Here is an 18,829-nt window from a genome sequence, read left to right as displayed (position 1 = left end):
TTTATAAAAGTAGTGCAAAAAATGGTGTTGATGATAATAAAAACAAATGCGTCAATAATCTTATTGAAAATTAATGAATTAACGTTTGTGGAGTAAAAATTATTTCATACATTTGCAACCCCGTAAAAAGCGGGAATTAAAATTACATAATAAAATTTTAGTATTAATTATGCCAACAATTCAACAATTAGTAAGAACAGGAAGAACTCAGATAACTAAGAAGAGTAAATCGGTTGCTTTAGATTCTTGTCCTCAAAGAAGAGGGGTTTGTACGCGTGTTTACACTACTACACCAAAAAAACCAAACTCTGCAATGCGTAAAGTAGCGCGTGTACGTTTGACAAATGGTAATGAAGTGAATGCCTACATCCCTGGAGAAGGACACAATCTACAAGAGCACTCGATAGTATTAGTTAGAGGTGGAAGGGTAAAAGATTTACCAGGTGTTAGATATCACATCGTTCGTGGTGCCCTTGATACGTCAGGAGTAGCAGGAAGAACGCAAAGAAGATCTAAGTACGGTGCTAAACGCCCAAAAGAAGCAAAAAAGTAATTTAAAAGGAAATTCTTGTAGAGACGCGATTCATCGCGACTGTATGATTGTGAAATTTTATTAAAAAAAAGACATGAGAAAAAGAGCGGCAAAGAAGAGACCACTTTTACCAGATCCAAGGTTTAGTGATCAATTGGTAACACGTTTTGTGAACAACCTAATGTGGGATGGTAAGAAATCAACAGCTTTTAAAGTTTTTTATGATGCAATTGACATCATTGAAGCTAAAAAGCAGGATGCAGAAAAACCATCATTAGAAATATGGAAAGATGCTTTAACTAATGTTATGCCTCACGTAGAAGTACGTAGTCGTAGAGTTGGTGGAGCTACATTCCAAATTCCAATGCAAATTCGTCCAGATAGAAAAATTTCTATGGCGATGAAATGGTTGATTCTTTATTCAAGAAGAAGAAACGAAAAGTCAATGGCTCAAAGGTTAGCGAATGAATGTTTAGCTGCGGCTAAAGAAGAAGGAGCTGCTGTTAAGAAAAGAATGGATACTCACAAAATGGCAGAAGCTAATAAAGCTTTCTCTCACTTTAGATTTTAATTCTTAAGAAATGGCTAGAGAACTTAAATATACAAGAAACATAGGAATTGCTGCTCACATTGATGCTGGTAAAACAACAACAACAGAGCGTATTTTATTCTATACAGGAAAATCACACAAAATTGGTGAAGTACATGATGGTGCTGCAACAATGGACTGGATGGCACAAGAGCAAGAAAGAGGTATTACAATTACGTCTGCAGCTACAACTTGTGAATGGAATTTTCCAACTACTCAAGGTAAAATTTTACCTGAGACATTACCTTATCATTTTAATATTATTGATACTCCAGGACACGTTGACTTTACAGTTGAAGTAAACCGTTCTTTGCGTGTACTTGATGGTTTAGTTTTCTTATTTAGTGCTGTTGATGGTGTTGAGCCTCAATCTGAAACTAACTGGAGACTTGCTGATCAATACAGAGTTCCACGTATTGGTTTTGTTAATAAAATGGACAGACAAGGTTCTAACTTTTTGATGGTATGTCAACAAGTTAGAGATATGCTAAAATCTAATGCAGTTGCGATCACTTTGCCAATTGGTGAAGAAAATGATTTCAGAGGTGTTGTAGATTTGGTAAGAAACCAAGCTATTGTTTGGGATGATGCTGGAATGGGAGCGACTTATGAAGTTGTAGATATTCCTGCTGATATGGTTGACGAAGTAAAAGAATACAGATCGATTCTTATTGAAGCAGTAGCTGATTATGATGAGAATTTGCTTGAAAAATTCATGGAAGATGAAAACTCTATCACAGAGGAAGAAATCAACATTGCATTAAGAGCAGCTGTAATGGATATGGCTATCATTCCTATGATTGCTGGTTCATCATTCAAAAATAAAGGAGTTCAGTTCATGTTAGATGCAGTATGTAAATATTTGCCATCTCCAATGGATAAAGAAGGTATCGAAGGGATTCATCCTGATGATGCTGAGCTTTTAGAAGAAGATCAAACTAAAATCTTGCGTAAGCCAGATGTTAAAGAGCCATTCGCTGCTTTAGCATTTAAAATTGCTACTGACCCATTCGTAGGTCGTTTGGCTTTCTTCCGTGCTTATTCAGGACGTTTAGATGCAGGTTCTTATGTTTTGAACACGCGTTCAGGAAATAAAGAAAGAATTTCTCGTATCTACCAAATGCATGCTAACAAGCAAAACCCAATCGATTATATCGAAGCTGGTGATATTGGAGCGGCTGTTGGATTTAAAGATATTAAAACTGGAGATACATTGTGTGATGAAAAACACCCAATCATTCTTGAGTCTATGAAATTTCCAGCGCCAGTAATTGGTATCGCTATTGAGCCTAAAACTAAGGCTGACGTAGATAAAATGGGTATGGCTTTGGCTAAATTAGCTGAAGAAGATCCAACGTTTACTGTTAGAACAGATGAGGCTTCAGGTCAAACTATTATCTCTGGTATGGGTGAGCTTCACTTGGATATCTTGGTTGATAGAATGAAACGTGAATTTAAAGTTGAAGTAAACCAAGGTGAGCCTCAAGTTGAATACAAAGAAGCTTTTACAAAATCTGCAGTACACAGAGAAACTTACAAAAAACAATCAGGAGGTCGTGGTAAATTCGGTGATATCGTATTTAAACTAGAGCCAGCTGATGAAGTTGATGGTAAAGCACCTGTTGGATTACAATTTGTGAATGCCGTAAAAGGTGGTAACGTTCCTAAAGAATATATCCCATCTGTTGAAAAAGGTTTCCGTGAAGCTATGAAGTCTGGTCCTTTGGCTGGATATCAAGTGGATAGTTTAAAAGTAACTTTGACTGATGGATCTTTCCACCCAGTCGATTCAGATGCGCTATCTTTTGAGTTAGCTGCTAGAATGGGTTATAAAGAAGTAGCTAAGGCTGCTGGAGCTGTAATTCTTGAGCCAATCATGAAAATGGAAGTTATTACACCAGAAGAAAACATGGGAGATATCGTAGGTGATATCAACCGTCGTAGAGGTCAGGTTAATGATATGGGTGATAGAAATGGTGCTAAAACTATTAAGGCAGATGTGCCATTGTCAGAAATGTTTGGATATGTTACAACATTAAGAACATTATCATCTGGTAGAGCAACATCTACAATGGAATTTTCACATTACGCGGAAACTCCTTCTAATATTTCAGAAGCAGTAATCAAAAAAGCAAAAGGAAACGCTTAATTTTAAGAAAATGAGTCAAAAAATCAGAATAAAACTAAAATCTTACGATCACATGTTGGTAGACAAGTCTGCTGAAAAGATTGTAAAAACAGTTAAAACTACAGGAGCAGTTGTTACAGGTCCAATTCCGTTACCAACTCACAAAAAACTTTTCACTGTACTACGTTCTCCACACGTTAATAAAAAAGCAAGAGAGCAATTCGAGGTAATGTCATACAAGAGATTGATTGATATTTATTCTTCTTCATCTAAAACAATTGATGCTTTGATGAAATTAGAATTGCCAAGTGGAGTAGAAGTAGAAATCAAAGTTTAGGTTTTAAAACTAAAGGAATTTAAGGGCACTTTGTTTAAGTGAAAACTTTTTTTGGATTGTGTGTAAATAAGTTATACTTTTGCACCACTTTAAAAATAAGGGTTCACTTAAATGATGTGTTCTATTTTTATATTTAATAATTAATAATTAATAATTATGTCTGGGTTAATTGGTAGAAAAATCGGCATGACTAGTCTTTTTGATGAGAACGGGAAAAATATTCCTTGTACTGTAATTGAGGCTGGACCGTGCGTTGTTACCCAAGTCAGAACCAAAGGTGTTGACGGGTATGAAGCGTTGCAACTTGGTTTCGATGACAAAAACGAGAAACATTCCACAAAAGCGGCTTTGGGTCACTTTAAAAAAGCGGGAACTGTAGCTAAGAAAAAAGTCGTTGAATTCAAGGATTTCGCAACAGAACAAAAATTAGGAGATCTTATTGATGTTTCTATATTTGTTGAAGGAGAATTTGTAGATGTACAAGGTGTGTCTAAAGGTAAAGGTTTTCAAGGGGTTGTAAAACGTCACGGTTTTGGTGGTGTTGGTCAAGCAACTCACGGTCAACACAACCGTTTAAGAGCGCCTGGTTCTGTAGGAGCGTCTTCTTATCCATCTAGAGTATTCAAAGGAATGCGTATGGCTGGAAGAATGGGAAGCGATAATGTAAAAGTTCAAAACCTTAGAGTTTTAAAAGTAGTTGCTGAAAAGAACCTACTTGTTATTAAAGGATGTGTTCCTGGACATAATAACTCTTATGTAATCATCGAGAAGTAATGGAAGTAAAAGTATTAGATTTCAACGGAAAAGATACTGGAAGAAAAGTACAACTTTCTGATTCAGTATTCGCAATTGAACCAAACAATCATGCAGTGTATCTTGATGTTAAGCAATATCTTGCTAATCAAAGACAAGGAACTCATAAGGCTAAAGAAAGAGCTGAAGTAACTGGAAGTACACGTAAGATTAAAAAACAAAAAGGAACAGGTACTGCTCGTGCGGGAAGTATTAAGAATCCATTGTTTAAAGGTGGTGGTAGAGTTTTTGGACCAAGACCAAGAAGTTATTCATTCAAATTGAATAAAAACTTGAAACGTTTGGCTAGAAAATCTGCTTTCTCAATCAAAGCAAAAGAGTCAAATATTATCGTTCTTGAGGACTTTAAATTTGAAGCACCAAGCACTAAAAATTTCATTAACGTTTTGAAAGCTTTAGAGTTAGATAATAAAAAATCACTATTTGTGTTGGGTGAGACGAATAAAAATGTATATTTGTCCTCACGCAATTTGAAGGGTTCAAGTGTAGTAAGTAGCTTAGAATTAAGTACTTATGCTATTTTGAATGCTAATAATTTAGTGCTTTTGGAGAGTTCTTTGGAAGTAATTGAAGAAAATTTAAGTAAATAATAGGATATGAGTATCATAATTAAACCTATCGTAACGGAAAAAGTAACCAAAGAAAGTGAAGTTTTAAACCGTTTTGGATTCGTTGTTAACAAAAAAGCAAATAAAGTTGAGATTAAGAAAGCTATTGAAGCTGCTTATGGTGTAACTATTTTGAGTGTTAATACAATGAATGTAAGACCAGATAGAACTACTAAGTACACTAAAAGTGGTTTGATAAGTGGAAAGACAAATGCAATCAAAAAAGCAATTGTACAAGTACAAAAAGGAGAAACAATTGATTTTTACAACAATATCTAAGATAGAAAAATGTCAGTAAGAAAATTAAAACCTATTACCCCAGGTCAGCGATTTAGAGTTGTGAATGGTTATGACGCTATTACAACTGATAAGCCGGAACGCTCTTTGATAGCGCCGATAAAAAACTCTGGAGGTAGAAATAGTCAAGGAAAGATGACCATGCGTTATACGGGTGGTGGTCACAAGCAGAGATATCGTATTATTGATTTCAAACGTACAAAAGAAGGAATTCCAGCTACAGTGAAGTCTATTGAATACGATCCAAATCGTACTGCGTTTATCGCTTTATTAGCTTATGCTGATGGTGAGAAAACTTATGTTATTGCTCAGAATGGATTGAAAGTTGGTCAGAAATTAGTTTCTGGTCCAGATTCTCAACCAGAAATTGGTAATACATTACCTTTAAGCAGAATCCCTTTGGGAACTGTGATCTCTTGTATCGAGTTGAGACCAGGTCAAGGAGCAGTTATTGCTCGTTCAGCTGGAACATTTGCTCAATTAATGGCAAGAGATGGGAAATTTGCAACAATTAAAATGCCGTCAGGTGAAACGAGATTGATCTTGTTAACTTGTGCAGCTACAATTGGAGCAGTATCTAATTCTGACCACCAATTAGTTGTATCTGGAAAAGCAGGTAGATCAAGATGGTTAGGTAGAAGACCTAGAACAAGACCTGTTGCAATGAACCCGGTTGATCACCCAATGGGTGGTGGAGAAGGACGTTCTTCTGGTGGACATCCACGTTCAAGAAATGGAATACCAGCAAAAGGTTATAGAACACGTTCTAAGAAAAACCCGAGTAACAAGTATATCGTAGAACGTAGAAAGAAATAATAAGATATGGCACGTTCATTAAAAAAAGGACCTTTCGTTCATTATAAGTTAGACAAGAAAGTTCAAGAAAACATCGCAGGTGGAAATAAAGGAGTAGTAAAGACTTGGTCTAGAGCTTCTATGATTACTCCTGACTTCGTTGGACAAACTATCGCAGTTCATAACGGTCGTCAATTTGTACCAGTTTACGTAACTGAAAACATGGTAGGTCACAAATTAGGAGAATTTTCACCAACTAGATCTTTTAGAGGTCATGCTGGAGCAAAAAATAAAGGTAAAAAATAAGAAGCAATGGGAGTTCGTAAAAGAGAAACAGCAGATGCGAGAAAAGAGGCTAATAAGTCTATTGCTTTCGCAAAATTGAATAACTGCCCTACTTCACCTAGAAAAATGCGCTTAGTAGCGGACTTGGTAAGAGGTCAGAAGGTAGAAAGAGCACTTAACATCTTAAGATTTAGTTCTAAAGAAGCTTCAAGAAAATTAGAAAAGTTAGTTTTATCTGCAATCAACAATTGGGAGCAAAAAAATGCTGATGCTAGTATTGAAGAAGCTGGTTTATTTGTTAAGGAGATTAGAGTAGATGGTGGTATGATGTTGAAAAGACTTCGTCCAGCTCCACAAGGTCGCGCACACAGAATTAGAAAACGTTCAAACCACGTAACAATCGTGTTAGGATCTATTAATAACACACAAGCAATTTAATAAAGATGGGACAAAAGACAAATCCAATTGGAAATAGACTTGGTATCATCAGAGGATGGGACTCTAACTGGTATGGTGGAAATGATTACGGTGATAAAATCGCTGAGGATCACAAAATCAGAAAGTATATCCATGCTCGTTTATCAAAAGCTAGTGTATCAAAAGTAATCATCGAGAGAACTTTAAAACTTGTAACCGTTACTATCACAACTGCAAGACCTGGTATCATTATTGGTAAAGGTGGGCAAGAGGTAGACAAGTTAAAAGAAGAACTTAAGAAAATTACTGACAAAGAGGTTCAAATCAACATCTTTGAAATCAAAAGACCTGAGCTTGACGCGTATCTAGTTGCTACAAGCATCTGTCGTCAAATCGAAAGCCGTATCTCTTACAGACGTGCAATCAAAATGGCTATTGCTGCTTCTATGCGTATGAACGCAGAAGGTATCAAAGTTTTGATTTCTGGTCGTTTGAATGGTGCTGAGATGGCTCGTTCAGAAGGTTTCAAAGAAGGAAGAGTTCCTTTATCAACTTTCAGAGCCGATATTGATTATGCATTAGCTGAAGCGCATACTACTTATGGTAGAATGGGTATCAAAGTGTGGATCATGAAAGGTGAAGTTTACGGAAAGAGAGATCTTTCTCCACTTGCTGGAATGGACAAAAAACAAGCTGGCGGAAAAGGTGGAGATTCTCCTCGTGGAAAATCTAACTTTAATAAAGGTGGAAAACCAGACGCTCGTAAAAGAAAGTAATTTTTAAATTAAAGAAAAATGTTACAGCCTAAAAGAACAAAATACCGTAAGGTACAAAAAGGTAAAATGAAAGGGAACTCTGGAAGAGGGCATGAACTTTCTAATGGAATGTTTGGTATTAAATCTGTACATGAAGATGGTATGTTCCTAACTTCTCGTCAAATTGAAGCTGCACGTATCGCTGCAACTCGTTTCATGAAAAGAGAGGGGCAATTATGGATCAAAATATTTCCAGACAAACCAATTACTAAGAAGCCTCTTGAGGTACGTATGGGTAAAGGTAAAGGTGCAGTTGAGTATTGGGCTGCCGTTGTTAAACCCGGAAGAATTATGTTTGAAGTTGGAGGAGTTCCTTTGTCAGTTGCTAAAGAGGCGTTACGTCTTGCAGCTCAAAAGCTTCCAGTAAAAACTAAATTCGTTGTTGCTAGAGATTTCGAAGCATAATCTATATTATATTATGAAACAATCAGAAATAAAAGATCTTTCTGCAGCACAGTTGCAAGAAAACCTTAGCCAGGCTAAGAAAACATATGCTGACCTAAAAATGGCTCATGCTATCTCTCCAATTGAGAATCCGCTTCAAATTAGAAGTTTAAGAAGAACAGTTGCAAGATTAGCCACTGAGTTAACTAAAAGAGAATTGCAATAATTGTAATCTGCTGAAAGATGGAAGAAAAAAGAAATTTAAGAAAAGAAAGAATAGGTGTTGTAACGTCTAACAAAATGGATAAATCTATTGTTGTTGCACAAGTTACTAAAGTAAAACACCCGTTATACGGTAAGTTTGTATTGAAAACTAAAAAGTATCATGCACACGACGAAACGAACAACTGTAACATTGGAGATACTGTAAGAATTAGCGAAACGCGTCCTTTAAGTAAAACTAAATGTTGGAGATTAGTTGAAATCCTAGAAAGAGCTAAATAATTATGGTACAACAAGAATCAAGACTAAAAGTAGCAGATAACACAGGAGCTAAAGAAGTTTTAACTATCCGTGTTTTAGGAGGTACCAAAAGAAGGTATGCTTCTGTTGGTGATAAGATTGTAGTTTCTATAAAAGATGCAACTCCAAACGGGAACGTTAAAAAAGGAGCTGTTTCAACTGCAGTTGTAGTACGTACCAGAAAAGAAGTGAGAAGAGCCGATGGTTCTTATATCCGTTTCGATGATAATGCATGTGTTCTTTTGAACGCTGCAGGGGAAATGAGAGGAACTCGTGTTTTTGGACCGGTAGCAAGAGAACTTCGTGAAAAACAATTCATGAAAATTGTATCATTAGCACCAGAAGTGCTTTAATTCGTTTTAAGATGATAAAGCTAAAAATAAAAACAGGTGACATCGTAAGAGTAATTGCTGGTGACCATAAAGGTGAAGAAGGTAAAGTATTACGTGTCGACCGTGAGAAAAACAAAGCTATTGTAGAAGGTGTAAACATGGTTAGTAAACATACTAAACCAAGTGCTAAAAACCCTCAAGGTGGAATTGTAAAAAAAGAAGCTTCTATTCAAATATCTAATATCTCTCTAATTGATCCTAAAACAAAGGAAGCAACTAGAACAGGAGTTAGAGTTGAAGGAGATAAGAAAGTAAGATTTTCAAAAAAATCTAATCAAGTACTATAGTAATGGCATATATACCTAGACTAAAAGAAGAATATAAGAGTAGAGTTATCTCTGCTCTTACAGAAGAGTACGGATATGTAAACGTAATGCAGGTTCCTAAATTGGACAAAATCGTTTTAAGCCGTGGTGTTGGAGCAGCAGTTTCTGACAAAAAACTAATCGACTATGCAGTTGATGAGTTGACAAAGATAACTGGACAAAAAGCTATTTCTACTATTTCTAAGAAAGATGTTGCATCTTTTAAATTAAGAAAAGGAATGCCAATTGGAGCAAAAGTTACTTTACGTGGAGAAAGAATGTATGAGTTTTTAGATAGACTTATTACTTCATCTTTACCACGTGTTAGAGATTTCAGTGGTATCAAAGCTACTGGTTTCGACGGAAGAGGAAATTACAACCTTGGAGTTTTAGAGCAAATCATTTTCCCAGAAATTGATATTGATAAAGTAAACAAAATATCTGGTATGGATATTACATTTGTTACAACTGCTAAAACTGATAAGGAAGCAAAGTCATTATTGACTGAATTAGGTTTACCTTTTAAAAAGAATTAAGATATGGCTAAAGAATCAATGAAAGCCCGCGAGGTTAAGAGAGAAAAAACGGTAGCAAAGTATGCTGAGAAAAGAAAAGCTTTGTTAGAAGCTGGAGATTTCGTAGGTTTGCAAAAGTTACCGAAAAATGCTTCACCAGTTCGTTTGCATAATAGATGTAAATTAACGGGTAGACCAAGAGGGTATATGCGTCAATTCGGTATTTCACGTGTTACATTTCGTGAAATGGCTAATAATGGATTGATACCAGGTGTTAAAAAAGCTAGCTGGTAAAAAATTGAATTTTAATTGGTTAAAGGTTCGACAGATAGTCTGAAGAAAACCGTGACCGCAAATTTATACATATGTATACAGATCCTATTGCAGATTATTTAACAAGGGTTAGAAACGCTGTTGCTGCTAAGCACAAAGTTGTTGAGATCCCTGCATCTAATCTAAAAAAAGAGATTACTAAGATCTTATTTGATCAAGGTTATATCTTAAGTTACAAATTTGAAGACAACTCTGTACAGGGTTCAATCAAAATTGCTTTGAAGTACGATAAAGATACTAAAGAGCCTGTAATCAAAGATATCCAAAGAATTAGTAAACCAGGTTTACGTAAATATTCAAGTTCAGCATCTATTCCAAGAATCCTTAACGGATTAGGAATTGCTATTGTTTCTACATCGAAAGGTTTGATGACAGGAAAGAAAGCAAAACAACTTAACGTTGGTGGAGAAGTAATTTGTTACGTATACTAATTAAAAGACGATAAGAAGATGTCAAGAATAGGTAAAAGTCCAATTGCAATCCCTGCCGGAGTAACTGTTGAAGTTAAAGACGGTATTATTACAGTTAAAGGAAAAAACGGTCAACTAACACAGGAGTTTTCGGACGTGACTGTAAAAGTTGAAGGCGATCAAGTTCAAGTTGAAAGATCGTCTGATCATAAAGACCAAAGAGCAAAACACGGTTTATACAGATCTTTAATCAATAACATGATTATAGGTGTAACTGATGGTTTTACAAAATCTTTAGAATTAGTAGGAGTTGGTTACAGAGCTTCGAATCAAGGACAAAGACTAGATTTAGCTCTAGGATTTTCTCACAATATAGTTTTAGAAATAGCTTCTGAAGTATCTTTAGAAACTATCTCTGAAAAAGGTAAAAACCCAATTGTGAAGTTAACATCATTTGATAAACAACTTTTAGGTCAAGTAGCGGCAAAAATTAGAGCTTTCCGTAAGCCTGAGCCGTACAAAGGAAAAGGTGTTAAATTTGTAGGTGAAGTATTAAGAAGAAAAGCAGGTAAATCAGCTTAAAAAATAAGATTATGTCATTAACAAAACCTGAAAGAAGACAGAGAATTAGATTCAGAATTAGAAAGACGATTAGTGGTACTGCTACAAATCCAAGACTATCTGTTTTTAGAAGTAATAAAGAAATTTACGCGCAACTTATTGATGACGTAAATGGAGTTACTTTATTAGCTGCTTCATCAAGAGAAAAAGAAATAGAAAAAGGTACGAACGTAGATGTTGCTACTGCAGTTGGAAAACTAGTAGCGGAGAAAGCGTTAAAAGCTGGGATAGAAGTTGTAACGTTCGATAGAGGAGGTTATTTGTATCACGGTCGTATTAAATCATTAGCAGAAGGCGCGAGAGCGGCTGGGCTTAAATTCTAATAAAGTATGTCTAGTAAGTACAAAAGTATAGAATTAGTAAAACCAGGTGGTCTTGAATTAAAAGATCGTTTGGTAAGTGTAAATCGTGTTACTAAAGTTACAAAAGGTGGTAGAGCATTTGGTTTTTCTGCAATTGTAGTCGTAGGTGATGAAAATGGTGTTGTTGGACATGGATTAGGAAAGTCTAAAGATGTTTCTGAAGCAATCGCGAAAGCGGTAGAAGATGCTAAGAAAAATTTAGTAAAAATTCCTTTAAATGGTAAATCAGTACCTCACGAACAAAAAGGTAAATTTGGTGGTGCACGTGTATTCTTAATTCCTGCCTCTCATGGTACAGGAGTTATTGCTGGTGGAGCTGTTCGTTCAGTTCTTGAGTCAGTAGGGATTCATGATGTATTATCTAAATCTCAAGGATCATCAAATCCTCATAACGTAGTTAAAGCAACTTTTGATGCTTTATTACAAATGAGAAGTGCATACTCTGTTGCAAAACAAAGAGGTATTTCTTTAGAAAAAGTTTTTAAAGGTTAATTCAAGGAAATTATGGCTAAATTATTAGTAAAACAAGTTAGAAGTAAAATCAACTGTCCACTTTCTCAAAAAAGAGGATTAGAAGCTTTAGGTCTACGTAAAATGGGTCAGGTTGTAGAACATGATTCAAACCCTGCAATCCTTGGGATGATAAACAAAGTTAAACACTTAGTTTCTGTTGAAGAAACTAAATAACAAATACTGTTATGAATTTAAGTAACTTACAACCAGCTGAAGGGTCAACGCACAATCAAAATAAAAGATTAGGTAGAGGAGAAGGTTCTGGTAAGGGTGGTACTTCTGCAAGAGGTCACAAGGGAGCAAAATCTCGTTCTGGTTATTCTAAAAAGATTGGTTTTGAAGGTGGGCAAATGCCACTTCAAAGACGTGTGCCTAAGTTTGGTTTCACAAACATCAATCGTAAAGATTACGAGGGTGTCAATTTGGATACTCTTCAATTATTAGTTGATAATGGAGTAATTACAGATGCTGTCGATATGACAACGTATGTAGCTAACCGTTTAGCAACTAAGAATGAAATCGTTAAGATTTTAGGAAGAGGAGAATTAAAAGCAAAATTAAAAGTAACTGCTCACAAATTTACTGCTACTGCAAAAGCTGCTATTGAAGCTGCTGGTGGAGAAGCTGTAACAATATAATTTTTCAATTAAGTATGAAGAAATTTATTGAATCAATTAGTAATGTTTGGAAAATCGAAGAACTGAAAAATAGGATCTTAATAACATTAGGTCTGCTTTTAGTTTATCGTTTTGGAGCTCAAGTAACACTTCCTGGAATCGATGCGACTCAATTAGCTAATTTAGCGGGTCAAACTAAAGAAGGGATTGGTTCAATTCTTGACATGTTTACTGGAGGTGCATTTTCACAAGCATCAGTTTTTGCTTTAGGAATTATGCCTTACATTTCAGCGTCTATTGTTGTTCAGCTTATGGGAATAGCTATTCCTTATTTGCAAAAATTACAAAGTGATGGTGAAAGTGGTAGAAAAAAGATTAATCAAATAACACGTTGGTTAACTATCGTAATTACGTTAGTACAAGGTCCAACGTATATTTACAATCTTTACAGAACTTTACCAAGTAGTGCATTTTTATTAGGGTTTGATTCTTTTGAATTCTTATTTTCTTCAGTTGTTATTTTAGTTACTGGTACTATTTTTGCCATGTGGTTAGGAGAAAAAATAACTGATAAAGGAATTGGAAATGGTATATCTCTTTTAATAATGGTAGGTATTCTAGCAAGGTTTCCTCAGGCATTTATTCAAGAATTTACAACGAGAGTTACTAATAACAACGGTGGACCAATGTTATTGGTTATCGAAATAATCATTTGGTTGTTGGTAATTATTGCTTGTGTTTTATTGACTATGGCAATACGAAAAATACCAGTTCAGTATGCTCGTCGTACTGCTTCAGGAGATTTTGAACAAGATATGTTGGGTGGTAATAGACAATGGATACCATTGAAGCTTAATGCTTCTGGTGTTATGCCAATTATCTTTGCTCAAGCAATCATGTTTGTTCCTGCAGCTGTTGCTGGTTTGTCTAAATCTGATACTTCCCAGTCTATCGTTGGTGCATTTAGTAATATGTTTGGTTTTTGGTATAATTTTGTTTTTGCAACATTAATTGTTGTATTTACATTCTTTTACACTGCCATTACGGTACCTACTAACAAAATGTCTGACGATTTAAAGAGAAGTGGCGGTTTTATTCCTGGTGTTAGACCCGGGGCTGAAACTTCAGATTTTTTAGATAAAATAATGTCTTTAATTACTTTTCCAGGATCTTTATTCCTTGCATTAATAGCTGTATTTCCAGCCATTGTTGTAAGTGTTATGGATGTTCAGCAATCTTGGGCAATGTTTTTTGGGGGTACCTCATTAATAATTATGGTTGGTGTTGCAATTGATACAATTCAGCAAATCAATTCTTATTTATTAAACAAACATTATGATGGATTAATGAAGACTGGTAAAAATAGAAAAGCAGTAGCTTAATTATATGGCAAAACAATCAGCAATAGAACAAGACGGATCAATCATTGAAGCATTATCAAATGCAATGTTCCGTGTAGAGTTAGAGAATGGACATGTTGTAATTGCTCATATTTCTGGAAAGATGCGTATGCATTATATCAAATTATTACCTGGTGATAAAGTGAAACTAGAAATGAGCCCTTATGATTTGTCTAAAGCAAGAATTACTTATAGATATTAAAGATATTCACAATGAAAGTAAGAGCATCAGTTAAAAAAAGAAGTGCCGAGTGCAAGATTGTACGAAGAAAAGGCAGGTTATACGTAATCAACAAAAAGAATCCTAGATTTAAACAAAGACAAGGATAGTTATGGCAAGAATAGCAGGGGTAGATATCCCAAAAAACAAGAGAGGTGTTATAGCACTTACCTACATCTTCGGATTAGGAAAAAGTAGAGCTATTGAGATTTTAGAAAAAGCTCAAGTAAGCCAAGATAAAAAAGTTCAAGACTGGAATGATGACGAAATCGGAGCAATTCGTGAAGTAGTTGGATCTTTCAAGATTGAAGGAGAGTTACGTTCTGAAGTTTCATTGAACATCAAACGTTTAATGGACATTGGATGTTACAGAGGTATTCGTCATAGATCAGGTCTTCCTTTAAGAGGACAAAGAACTAAGAATAACTCTAGAACTAGAAAAGGTAAAAGAAAAACTGTTGCTAACAAGAAGAAAGCAACTAAATAATAAGTAATATGGCTAAAGCAACAGCAAAAAAACGTAAAGTTATCGTTGAATCAACGGGTGAAGCTCATATTTCTGCTACCTTCAATAACATCATCATTTCTTTGACTAATAAAAAAGGTGAAGTTATTTCTTGGTCTTCAGCTGGTAAAATGGGTTTTAGAGGTTCTAAAAAGAACACTCCATATGCAGCTCAAATGGCAGCAGAAGATTGTAGTAAAGTAGCTCTTGAGGCTGGACTTAAAAAAGTGAAAGTTTATGTAAAAGGACCAGGTAACGGACGTGAGTCTGCTATCCGTTCTATTCATAACGGTGGAATCGAAGTAACTGAAATCATTGATGTTACTCCAATGCCTCACAATGGATGTCGTCCTCCAAAAAGACGTAGAGTTTAAAAATAAAATAATTTAAGTATAACTAGGTAGAAATAACGATTATCGAAGGATATGACCTGAATTCATAATCTCTACCTTAATTAATTCACAGAAATGGCAAGATATACTGGTCCAAAAACTAGAATTGCTCGTAAATTTGGCGAGGCAATTTTCGGAGATGATAAAGCTTTCGAAAAAAGAAATTACCCTCCTGGGCAACACGGGATGGCTAAAAAAAGAGGTAAAAAATCTGAATATGCTGTCCAGTTAATGGAAAAGCAAAAAGCTAAATATTCTTACGGAATTTTAGAAAAACAATTCAGAGGTTTATTTAAAAAAGCATCTGCTACTAAGGGTGTTACAGGTGAAGTTCTTTTACAATTATGTGAGGCAAGATTGGATAACGTAGTTTTTAGAATGGGCGTTGCTCCTTCTAGAAGAGGTGCTAGACAATTGGTTTCTCACAGACACATCACTGTTAACGGTGAGGTTGTAAATATTCCTTCATACCACTTAAAACCTGGTGATAAGGTTGCTGTTCGTGAAAAATCTAAATCTATAGAGGCTATCGAACGTTCTTTGTCTAATTCAAGTCATGTTTATGAATGGATTACATGGAATAATGATGTTAAAGAGGGTACTTTTGTTTCTGTACCAGCTAGACTTCAAATTCCAGAAAACATTAAAGAACAATTAATCGTAGAGTTGTACAACAAATAATAATTGACTTAGTCGAAATTTATGGCAATATTTAATTTTCAGAAGCCCGATAAAGTTATCATGATCGATTCAACCGATTTTGAAGGTAAATTTGAATTTAGACCTTTAGAACCTGGTTACGGATTGACTGTTGGTAATGCACTTAGAAGAGTTTTGCTTTCAGCATTAGAAGGTTATGCAATTACATCTGTTCGCATAGAGGGTGTAGATCATGAGTTTTCTACTATCTCAGGTGTTGTTGAAGATGTTACCGAAATCATACTTAACCTTAAGCAAGTACGTTTTAAACGTCAAATTGAGGATATAGATAATGAATCAGTTAGTATTTCTGTTACTGGTAAAGATCAATTAACAGCTGGTGATTTTCAAAAATTTATATCAGGTTTCCAAGTTTTGAATCCAGAACTAGTAATCTGTAATTTAGATAGTAAAATCAAACTGAACCTAGATTTAACAATCGAAAAAGGTAGAGGATATGTTCCTGCTGAGGAGAACAAAAAACAAAATGCTGCAATTGGTACCATTTTTACAGATTCAATTTTTACTCCGGTAAAGAATGTAAAATATGCAATTGAAAACTTCCGTGTTGAGCAAAAAACAGATTATGAAAAATTAGTTTTTGAAATTAAAACTGATGGATCTATTAATCCTAAGGATGCTTTAACTGAAGCTGCAAAAGTTTTAATTCACCATTTCATGTTATTCTCTGACGAAAGAATTACACTCGAGGCTGATGAAATCGCACAAACAGAATCTTATGATGAAGAGTCATTACATATGAGACAATTGCTTAAGACTAAGCTTGTTGATATGGACTTATCTGTTAGAGCATTAAATTGTTTGAAAGCGGCCGAAGTTGATACACTTGGTGATTTAGTATCGTTCAATAAAAATGACCTAATGAAATTCCGTAATTTTGGTAAAAAATCTTTAACAGAGCTAGATGAACTTGTAGCAGTTAAAAATTTAACTTTCGGAATGGATTTAGCGAAATACAAACTAGATAAAGAATAAATTACTCATATTTTGCTCTCCATAGAGGATAGAAGCAAGATGAGGGTTTTAAAAAAGACGTCATGAGACACGGAAAAAAATTCAATCACTTAAGCAGACAGACTGCACATAGAAAATCTATGTTGGCTAATATGGCTTGTTCTCTTATTGAGCACAAACGTATTAACACTACTGTAGCTAAAGCAAAAGCGCTTAAACAATTTGTTGAGCCTTTAATAACAAAATCTAAAGATGATACTACGCACAACCGTCGTATTGTTTTTGCTTACTTACGTAGTAAATATGCTGTAACTGATTTGTTCAGAGATGTAGCTGCAAAAGTTGGTGACCGTCCAGGTGGATACACTCGTATCATTAAAGTTGGAAATCGTTTAGGAGATAACGCTGATATGGCAATGATCGAATTAGTAGATTTCAATGAAATTTACAACGGTGGTAAAAAAGAAGTTAAAAAAGCAAAAAGCCGTCGTGGTGGAAAAGCTAAAAAAGCTGATGAGGCTACTGAAGCTCCAGCAGCTGAAGGTGATTCTGAAACTACTACAGAAGCTACTGAATAATTATGAATATAATCATTCAATAAAAATTAAGGATAAACTATTTATAGTTTATCCTTTTTTTTTGCTTGATGGTGCTGGTCGTAAACTAATTTCTATTGTGTAAAAATTAGTTTTTTTTACAATAGTATTTAAAAATTTGCTTCCATTATATTTATCGATTAAATTTGCATAATATTTATCTACAAATAATAGTGATTTAGTAGTTATACTAGCTCATTAAATTATAAATCTAAGAATGAAATATACAACAAGACAGAGCGCCATACTTTTACTAAGTGATGGTACAATTTTTCACGGAAAATCTATTGGTATTAGCGGAACTACTTTTGGAGAAGTTTGTTTTAATACTGGTATGACTGGTTATCAAGAAATCTTTACTGATCCTTCTTATTTTGGTCAGATAATGGTGACTACAAACCCGCATATGGGGAATTATGGTGTGAATGATAGAGAAGTGGAATCAAGTGATATCAAAATTGCTGGATTAGTTTGTAAAAACTTTAGTTTCAACTATTCTCGTGAAGACGCGGCTGGTAGTCTAGAAGATTATTTCGTTAAACAAAATTTAATTTGTATTTCGGATGTAGATACTAGAGCTTTGGTTAGTTACATAAGAGAAAATGGAGCCATGAATGCTGTGATATGTACAGATGGTACTTCGGTAGAGGATTTGAAAGTTTCTTTGGCTAATGTTCCTGATATGAAAGGCTTAGAGTTAGCATCCAAAGTTTCTACTAAAGAACCTTATTTCTATGGAGATGAGAATGCTACATATAAAGTTTCTGCTTTGGACTTAGGTATAAAAACAAATATTCTGCGAAATCTTGCTAAAAGAGATTGTTACATAAAGGTGTTTCCTTACAACGCTACTTATGATGATTTATCTTCTTTCAATCCAAATGGCTATTTTTTATCTAATGGACCTGGAGATCCTGAACCATTATCAGATGCGATTGAAGTAGCACAGGAAATTTTAAAGAATAACAAACCTTTATTTGGAATCTGTTTGGGGCATCAAATTATTGGTTTAGCAAATGGCATTTCTACCTATAAAATGTTTAATGGTCATAGAGGTATTAATCATCCTGTAAAAAACATTGTTACTGGGAAGGGCGAAATTACATCTCAGAATCATGGTTTTGCCGTTAATAAGGAAGAGCTAGAAGCTAATAATGATCTGGAAATTACACATCTCCATTTGAATGACGGTACGGTTGCTGGTATGCGTGTAAAGAATAAAAACTGTTTTTCAGTACAGTATCATCCAGAAGCAAGTCCTGGTCCTCACGATTCTTCTTACTTGTTTGATCAGTTTGTTGAAAGTTTAACTGTATAACGAGTAATTTGCGTATGTATCTAGTTCTAGTATTAATTAGAAAGTACGTAGCGGAATCATCTTATTTTTATAAATAACTAAGGTTGTTTTGTTTAAAAAGTAGGATATATCGTTTTCGTTAATAACATTAGAGG

General features: G+C 34.8%; 33 protein-coding genes. All 33 read left to right on the top strand.

Translation table 11 applies throughout. The features are described from left to right. The first annotated feature begins 169 nt into the window (after positions 1–169). The 33 genes from rpsL (at position 170) to carA (ending at position 18,695) form a co-directional block, all read left to right on the top strand. On the top strand, positions 170–553 hold the full coding sequence (gene rpsL, locus LXH21_RS16025) for a 30S ribosomal protein S12 (RefSeq protein WP_007136570.1): 384 nt from the start codon (positions 170–172) through the stop codon (positions 551–553). A 73-nt stretch (positions 554–626) separates the two neighbouring features. Further along, positions 627–1,103, top strand: a complete 477-nt coding sequence (gene rpsG, locus LXH21_RS16020) for a 30S ribosomal protein S7 (RefSeq protein WP_239868235.1) — start codon at positions 627–629, stop codon at positions 1,101–1,103. A gap of 10 nt (positions 1,104–1,113) precedes the next feature. Then, positions 1,114–3,270 carry an elongation factor G gene (gene fusA, locus LXH21_RS16015; protein WP_239868233.1) on the top strand — a complete coding sequence of 719 codons (2,157 nt, stop codon included), beginning with the start codon at positions 1,114–1,116 and terminating at the stop codon, positions 3,268–3,270. A 10-nt stretch (positions 3,271–3,280) separates the two neighbouring features. Further along, positions 3,281–3,586, top strand: coding sequence for a 30S ribosomal protein S10 (gene rpsJ, locus LXH21_RS16010; RefSeq protein ID WP_007803605.1), 306 nt, complete (start codon positions 3,281–3,283; stop codon positions 3,584–3,586). A 156-nt stretch (positions 3,587–3,742) separates the two neighbouring features. After that, entirely contained in the window at positions 3,743–4,360 is a 618-nt protein-coding gene (gene rplC / locus LXH21_RS16005; protein WP_239868231.1) for a 50S ribosomal protein L3, read from the top strand. Then, entirely contained in the window at positions 4,360–4,989 is a 630-nt protein-coding gene (gene rplD, locus LXH21_RS16000) for a 50S ribosomal protein L4 (RefSeq protein WP_239868229.1), read from the top strand. The genes rplC and rplD overlap by 1 nt, the downstream gene beginning before the upstream one ends. Positions 4,990–4,995: 6 nt before the next feature. Then, entirely contained in the window at positions 4,996–5,286 is a 291-nt protein-coding gene (gene rplW, locus LXH21_RS15995) for a 50S ribosomal protein L23 (protein WP_239868227.1), read from the top strand. A gap of 9 nt (positions 5,287–5,295) precedes the next feature. Next, on the top strand, positions 5,296–6,120 hold the full coding sequence (gene rplB / locus LXH21_RS15990) for a 50S ribosomal protein L2 (protein WP_239868225.1): 825 nt from the start codon (positions 5,296–5,298) through the stop codon (positions 6,118–6,120). Positions 6,121–6,126: 6 nt separating this feature from the next. Further along, on the top strand, positions 6,127–6,405 hold the full coding sequence (gene rpsS, locus LXH21_RS15985; protein WP_007136562.1) for a 30S ribosomal protein S19: 279 nt from the start codon (positions 6,127–6,129) through the stop codon (positions 6,403–6,405). A gap of 6 nt (positions 6,406–6,411) precedes the next feature. Next, positions 6,412–6,822: a 50S ribosomal protein L22 gene (gene rplV / locus LXH21_RS15980; protein WP_108740330.1), complete on the top strand. Its 411-nt coding sequence runs from the start codon at positions 6,412–6,414 to the stop codon at positions 6,820–6,822. A 5-nt stretch (positions 6,823–6,827) separates the two neighbouring features. Continuing rightward, entirely contained in the window at positions 6,828–7,577 is a 750-nt protein-coding gene (rpsC, locus tag LXH21_RS15975) for a 30S ribosomal protein S3 (protein WP_239868223.1), read from the top strand. An 18-nt stretch (positions 7,578–7,595) separates the two neighbouring features. Further along, positions 7,596–8,021 carry a 50S ribosomal protein L16 gene (rplP, locus tag LXH21_RS15970; protein ID WP_016989325.1) on the top strand — a complete coding sequence of 142 codons (426 nt, stop codon included), beginning with the start codon at positions 7,596–7,598 and terminating at the stop codon, positions 8,019–8,021. A 13-nt stretch (positions 8,022–8,034) separates the two neighbouring features. Next, complete coding sequence (gene rpmC / locus LXH21_RS15965) at positions 8,035–8,226, top strand: 50S ribosomal protein L29 (RefSeq protein ID WP_108740332.1); 192 nt, start codon at positions 8,035–8,037, stop codon at positions 8,224–8,226. 17 nt (positions 8,227–8,243) lie between these two features. Next, positions 8,244–8,504, top strand: a complete 261-nt coding sequence (rpsQ, locus tag LXH21_RS15960; RefSeq protein ID WP_239868221.1) for a 30S ribosomal protein S17 — start codon at positions 8,244–8,246, stop codon at positions 8,502–8,504. A 2-nt stretch (positions 8,505–8,506) separates the two neighbouring features. Continuing rightward, positions 8,507–8,875 (top strand): 50S ribosomal protein L14, encoded by a 369-nt coding sequence (gene rplN, locus LXH21_RS15955; protein WP_239868219.1) that lies wholly within the window; start codon positions 8,507–8,509, stop codon positions 8,873–8,875. An 11-nt stretch (positions 8,876–8,886) separates the two neighbouring features. Then, a complete protein-coding gene (gene rplX / locus LXH21_RS15950; RefSeq protein WP_239868217.1) occupies positions 8,887–9,201 on the top strand; it encodes a 50S ribosomal protein L24 in 315 nt (104 codons plus the stop codon). A 2-nt stretch (positions 9,202–9,203) separates the two neighbouring features. Then, positions 9,204–9,755 carry a 50S ribosomal protein L5 gene (rplE, locus tag LXH21_RS15945; RefSeq protein ID WP_239868214.1) on the top strand — a complete coding sequence of 184 codons (552 nt, stop codon included), beginning with the start codon at positions 9,204–9,206 and terminating at the stop codon, positions 9,753–9,755. Between the two features lie 3 nt (positions 9,756–9,758). Then, entirely contained in the window at positions 9,759–10,028 is a 270-nt protein-coding gene (gene rpsN / locus LXH21_RS15940) for a 30S ribosomal protein S14 (RefSeq protein WP_026707007.1), read from the top strand. A gap of 71 nt (positions 10,029–10,099) precedes the next feature. After that, entirely contained in the window at positions 10,100–10,498 is a 399-nt protein-coding gene (gene rpsH / locus LXH21_RS15935; RefSeq protein WP_239868212.1) for a 30S ribosomal protein S8, read from the top strand. 18 nt (positions 10,499–10,516) lie between these two features. Next, positions 10,517–11,059: a 50S ribosomal protein L6 gene (gene rplF / locus LXH21_RS15930; protein WP_239868210.1), complete on the top strand. Its 543-nt coding sequence runs from the start codon at positions 10,517–10,519 to the stop codon at positions 11,057–11,059. An 11-nt stretch (positions 11,060–11,070) separates the two neighbouring features. Continuing rightward, positions 11,071–11,421: a 50S ribosomal protein L18 gene (gene rplR / locus LXH21_RS15925; protein WP_239868208.1), complete on the top strand. Its 351-nt coding sequence runs from the start codon at positions 11,071–11,073 to the stop codon at positions 11,419–11,421. A 6-nt stretch (positions 11,422–11,427) separates the two neighbouring features. Beyond that, entirely contained in the window at positions 11,428–11,952 is a 525-nt protein-coding gene (gene rpsE / locus LXH21_RS15920) for a 30S ribosomal protein S5 (protein ID WP_239868205.1), read from the top strand. A 12-nt stretch (positions 11,953–11,964) separates the two neighbouring features. Beyond that, complete coding sequence (rpmD, locus tag LXH21_RS15915; protein ID WP_007803665.1) at positions 11,965–12,147, top strand: 50S ribosomal protein L30; 183 nt, start codon at positions 11,965–11,967, stop codon at positions 12,145–12,147. Between the two features lie 11 nt (positions 12,148–12,158). Continuing rightward, a complete protein-coding gene (gene rplO / locus LXH21_RS15910) occupies positions 12,159–12,611 on the top strand; it encodes a 50S ribosomal protein L15 (RefSeq protein ID WP_239868202.1) in 453 nt (150 codons plus the stop codon). A 14-nt stretch (positions 12,612–12,625) separates the two neighbouring features. Beyond that, complete coding sequence (gene secY / locus LXH21_RS15905; RefSeq protein ID WP_239868199.1) at positions 12,626–13,972, top strand: preprotein translocase subunit SecY; 1,347 nt, start codon at positions 12,626–12,628, stop codon at positions 13,970–13,972. Positions 13,973–13,976: 4 nt separating this feature from the next. Then, a complete protein-coding gene (gene infA / locus LXH21_RS15900; protein WP_026714631.1) occupies positions 13,977–14,192 on the top strand; it encodes a translation initiation factor IF-1 in 216 nt (71 codons plus the stop codon). A gap of 11 nt (positions 14,193–14,203) precedes the next feature. Next, a complete protein-coding gene (gene ykgO, locus LXH21_RS15895) occupies positions 14,204–14,320 on the top strand; it encodes a type B 50S ribosomal protein L36 (protein ID WP_073370549.1) in 117 nt (38 codons plus the stop codon). Between the two features lie 2 nt (positions 14,321–14,322). Beyond that, complete coding sequence (rpsM, locus tag LXH21_RS15890; protein WP_239868196.1) at positions 14,323–14,697, top strand: 30S ribosomal protein S13; 375 nt, start codon at positions 14,323–14,325, stop codon at positions 14,695–14,697. Between the two features lie 8 nt (positions 14,698–14,705). After that, positions 14,706–15,089 carry a 30S ribosomal protein S11 gene (rpsK, locus tag LXH21_RS15885; protein WP_007803677.1) on the top strand — a complete coding sequence of 128 codons (384 nt, stop codon included), beginning with the start codon at positions 14,706–14,708 and terminating at the stop codon, positions 15,087–15,089. Positions 15,090–15,182: 93 nt separating this feature from the next. Beyond that, positions 15,183–15,788: a 30S ribosomal protein S4 gene (rpsD, locus tag LXH21_RS15880; RefSeq protein WP_239868193.1), complete on the top strand. Its 606-nt coding sequence runs from the start codon at positions 15,183–15,185 to the stop codon at positions 15,786–15,788. A 21-nt stretch (positions 15,789–15,809) separates the two neighbouring features. After that, on the top strand, positions 15,810–16,802 hold the full coding sequence (locus tag LXH21_RS15875; RefSeq protein ID WP_035659211.1) for a DNA-directed RNA polymerase subunit alpha: 993 nt from the start codon (positions 15,810–15,812) through the stop codon (positions 16,800–16,802). Between the two features lie 62 nt (positions 16,803–16,864). Continuing rightward, a complete protein-coding gene (rplQ, locus tag LXH21_RS15870; protein ID WP_239868189.1) occupies positions 16,865–17,359 on the top strand; it encodes a 50S ribosomal protein L17 in 495 nt (164 codons plus the stop codon). A gap of 235 nt (positions 17,360–17,594) precedes the next feature. Then, complete coding sequence (gene carA, locus LXH21_RS15865) at positions 17,595–18,695, top strand: glutamine-hydrolyzing carbamoyl-phosphate synthase small subunit (RefSeq protein WP_239868186.1); 1,101 nt, start codon at positions 17,595–17,597, stop codon at positions 18,693–18,695. The last annotated feature ends 134 nt before the right edge of the window (positions 18,696–18,829 follow it).

Origin of the sequence: Flavobacterium algicola, from assembly GCF_022399565.1 — a bacterium.
Taxonomy (GTDB): Bacteria; Bacteroidota; Bacteroidia; order Flavobacteriales; family Flavobacteriaceae; genus Flavobacterium; species Flavobacterium algicola.
Note: the sequence above shows the minus strand (reverse complement) of the source record. Positions and strands in the feature narration are given on the sequence as shown.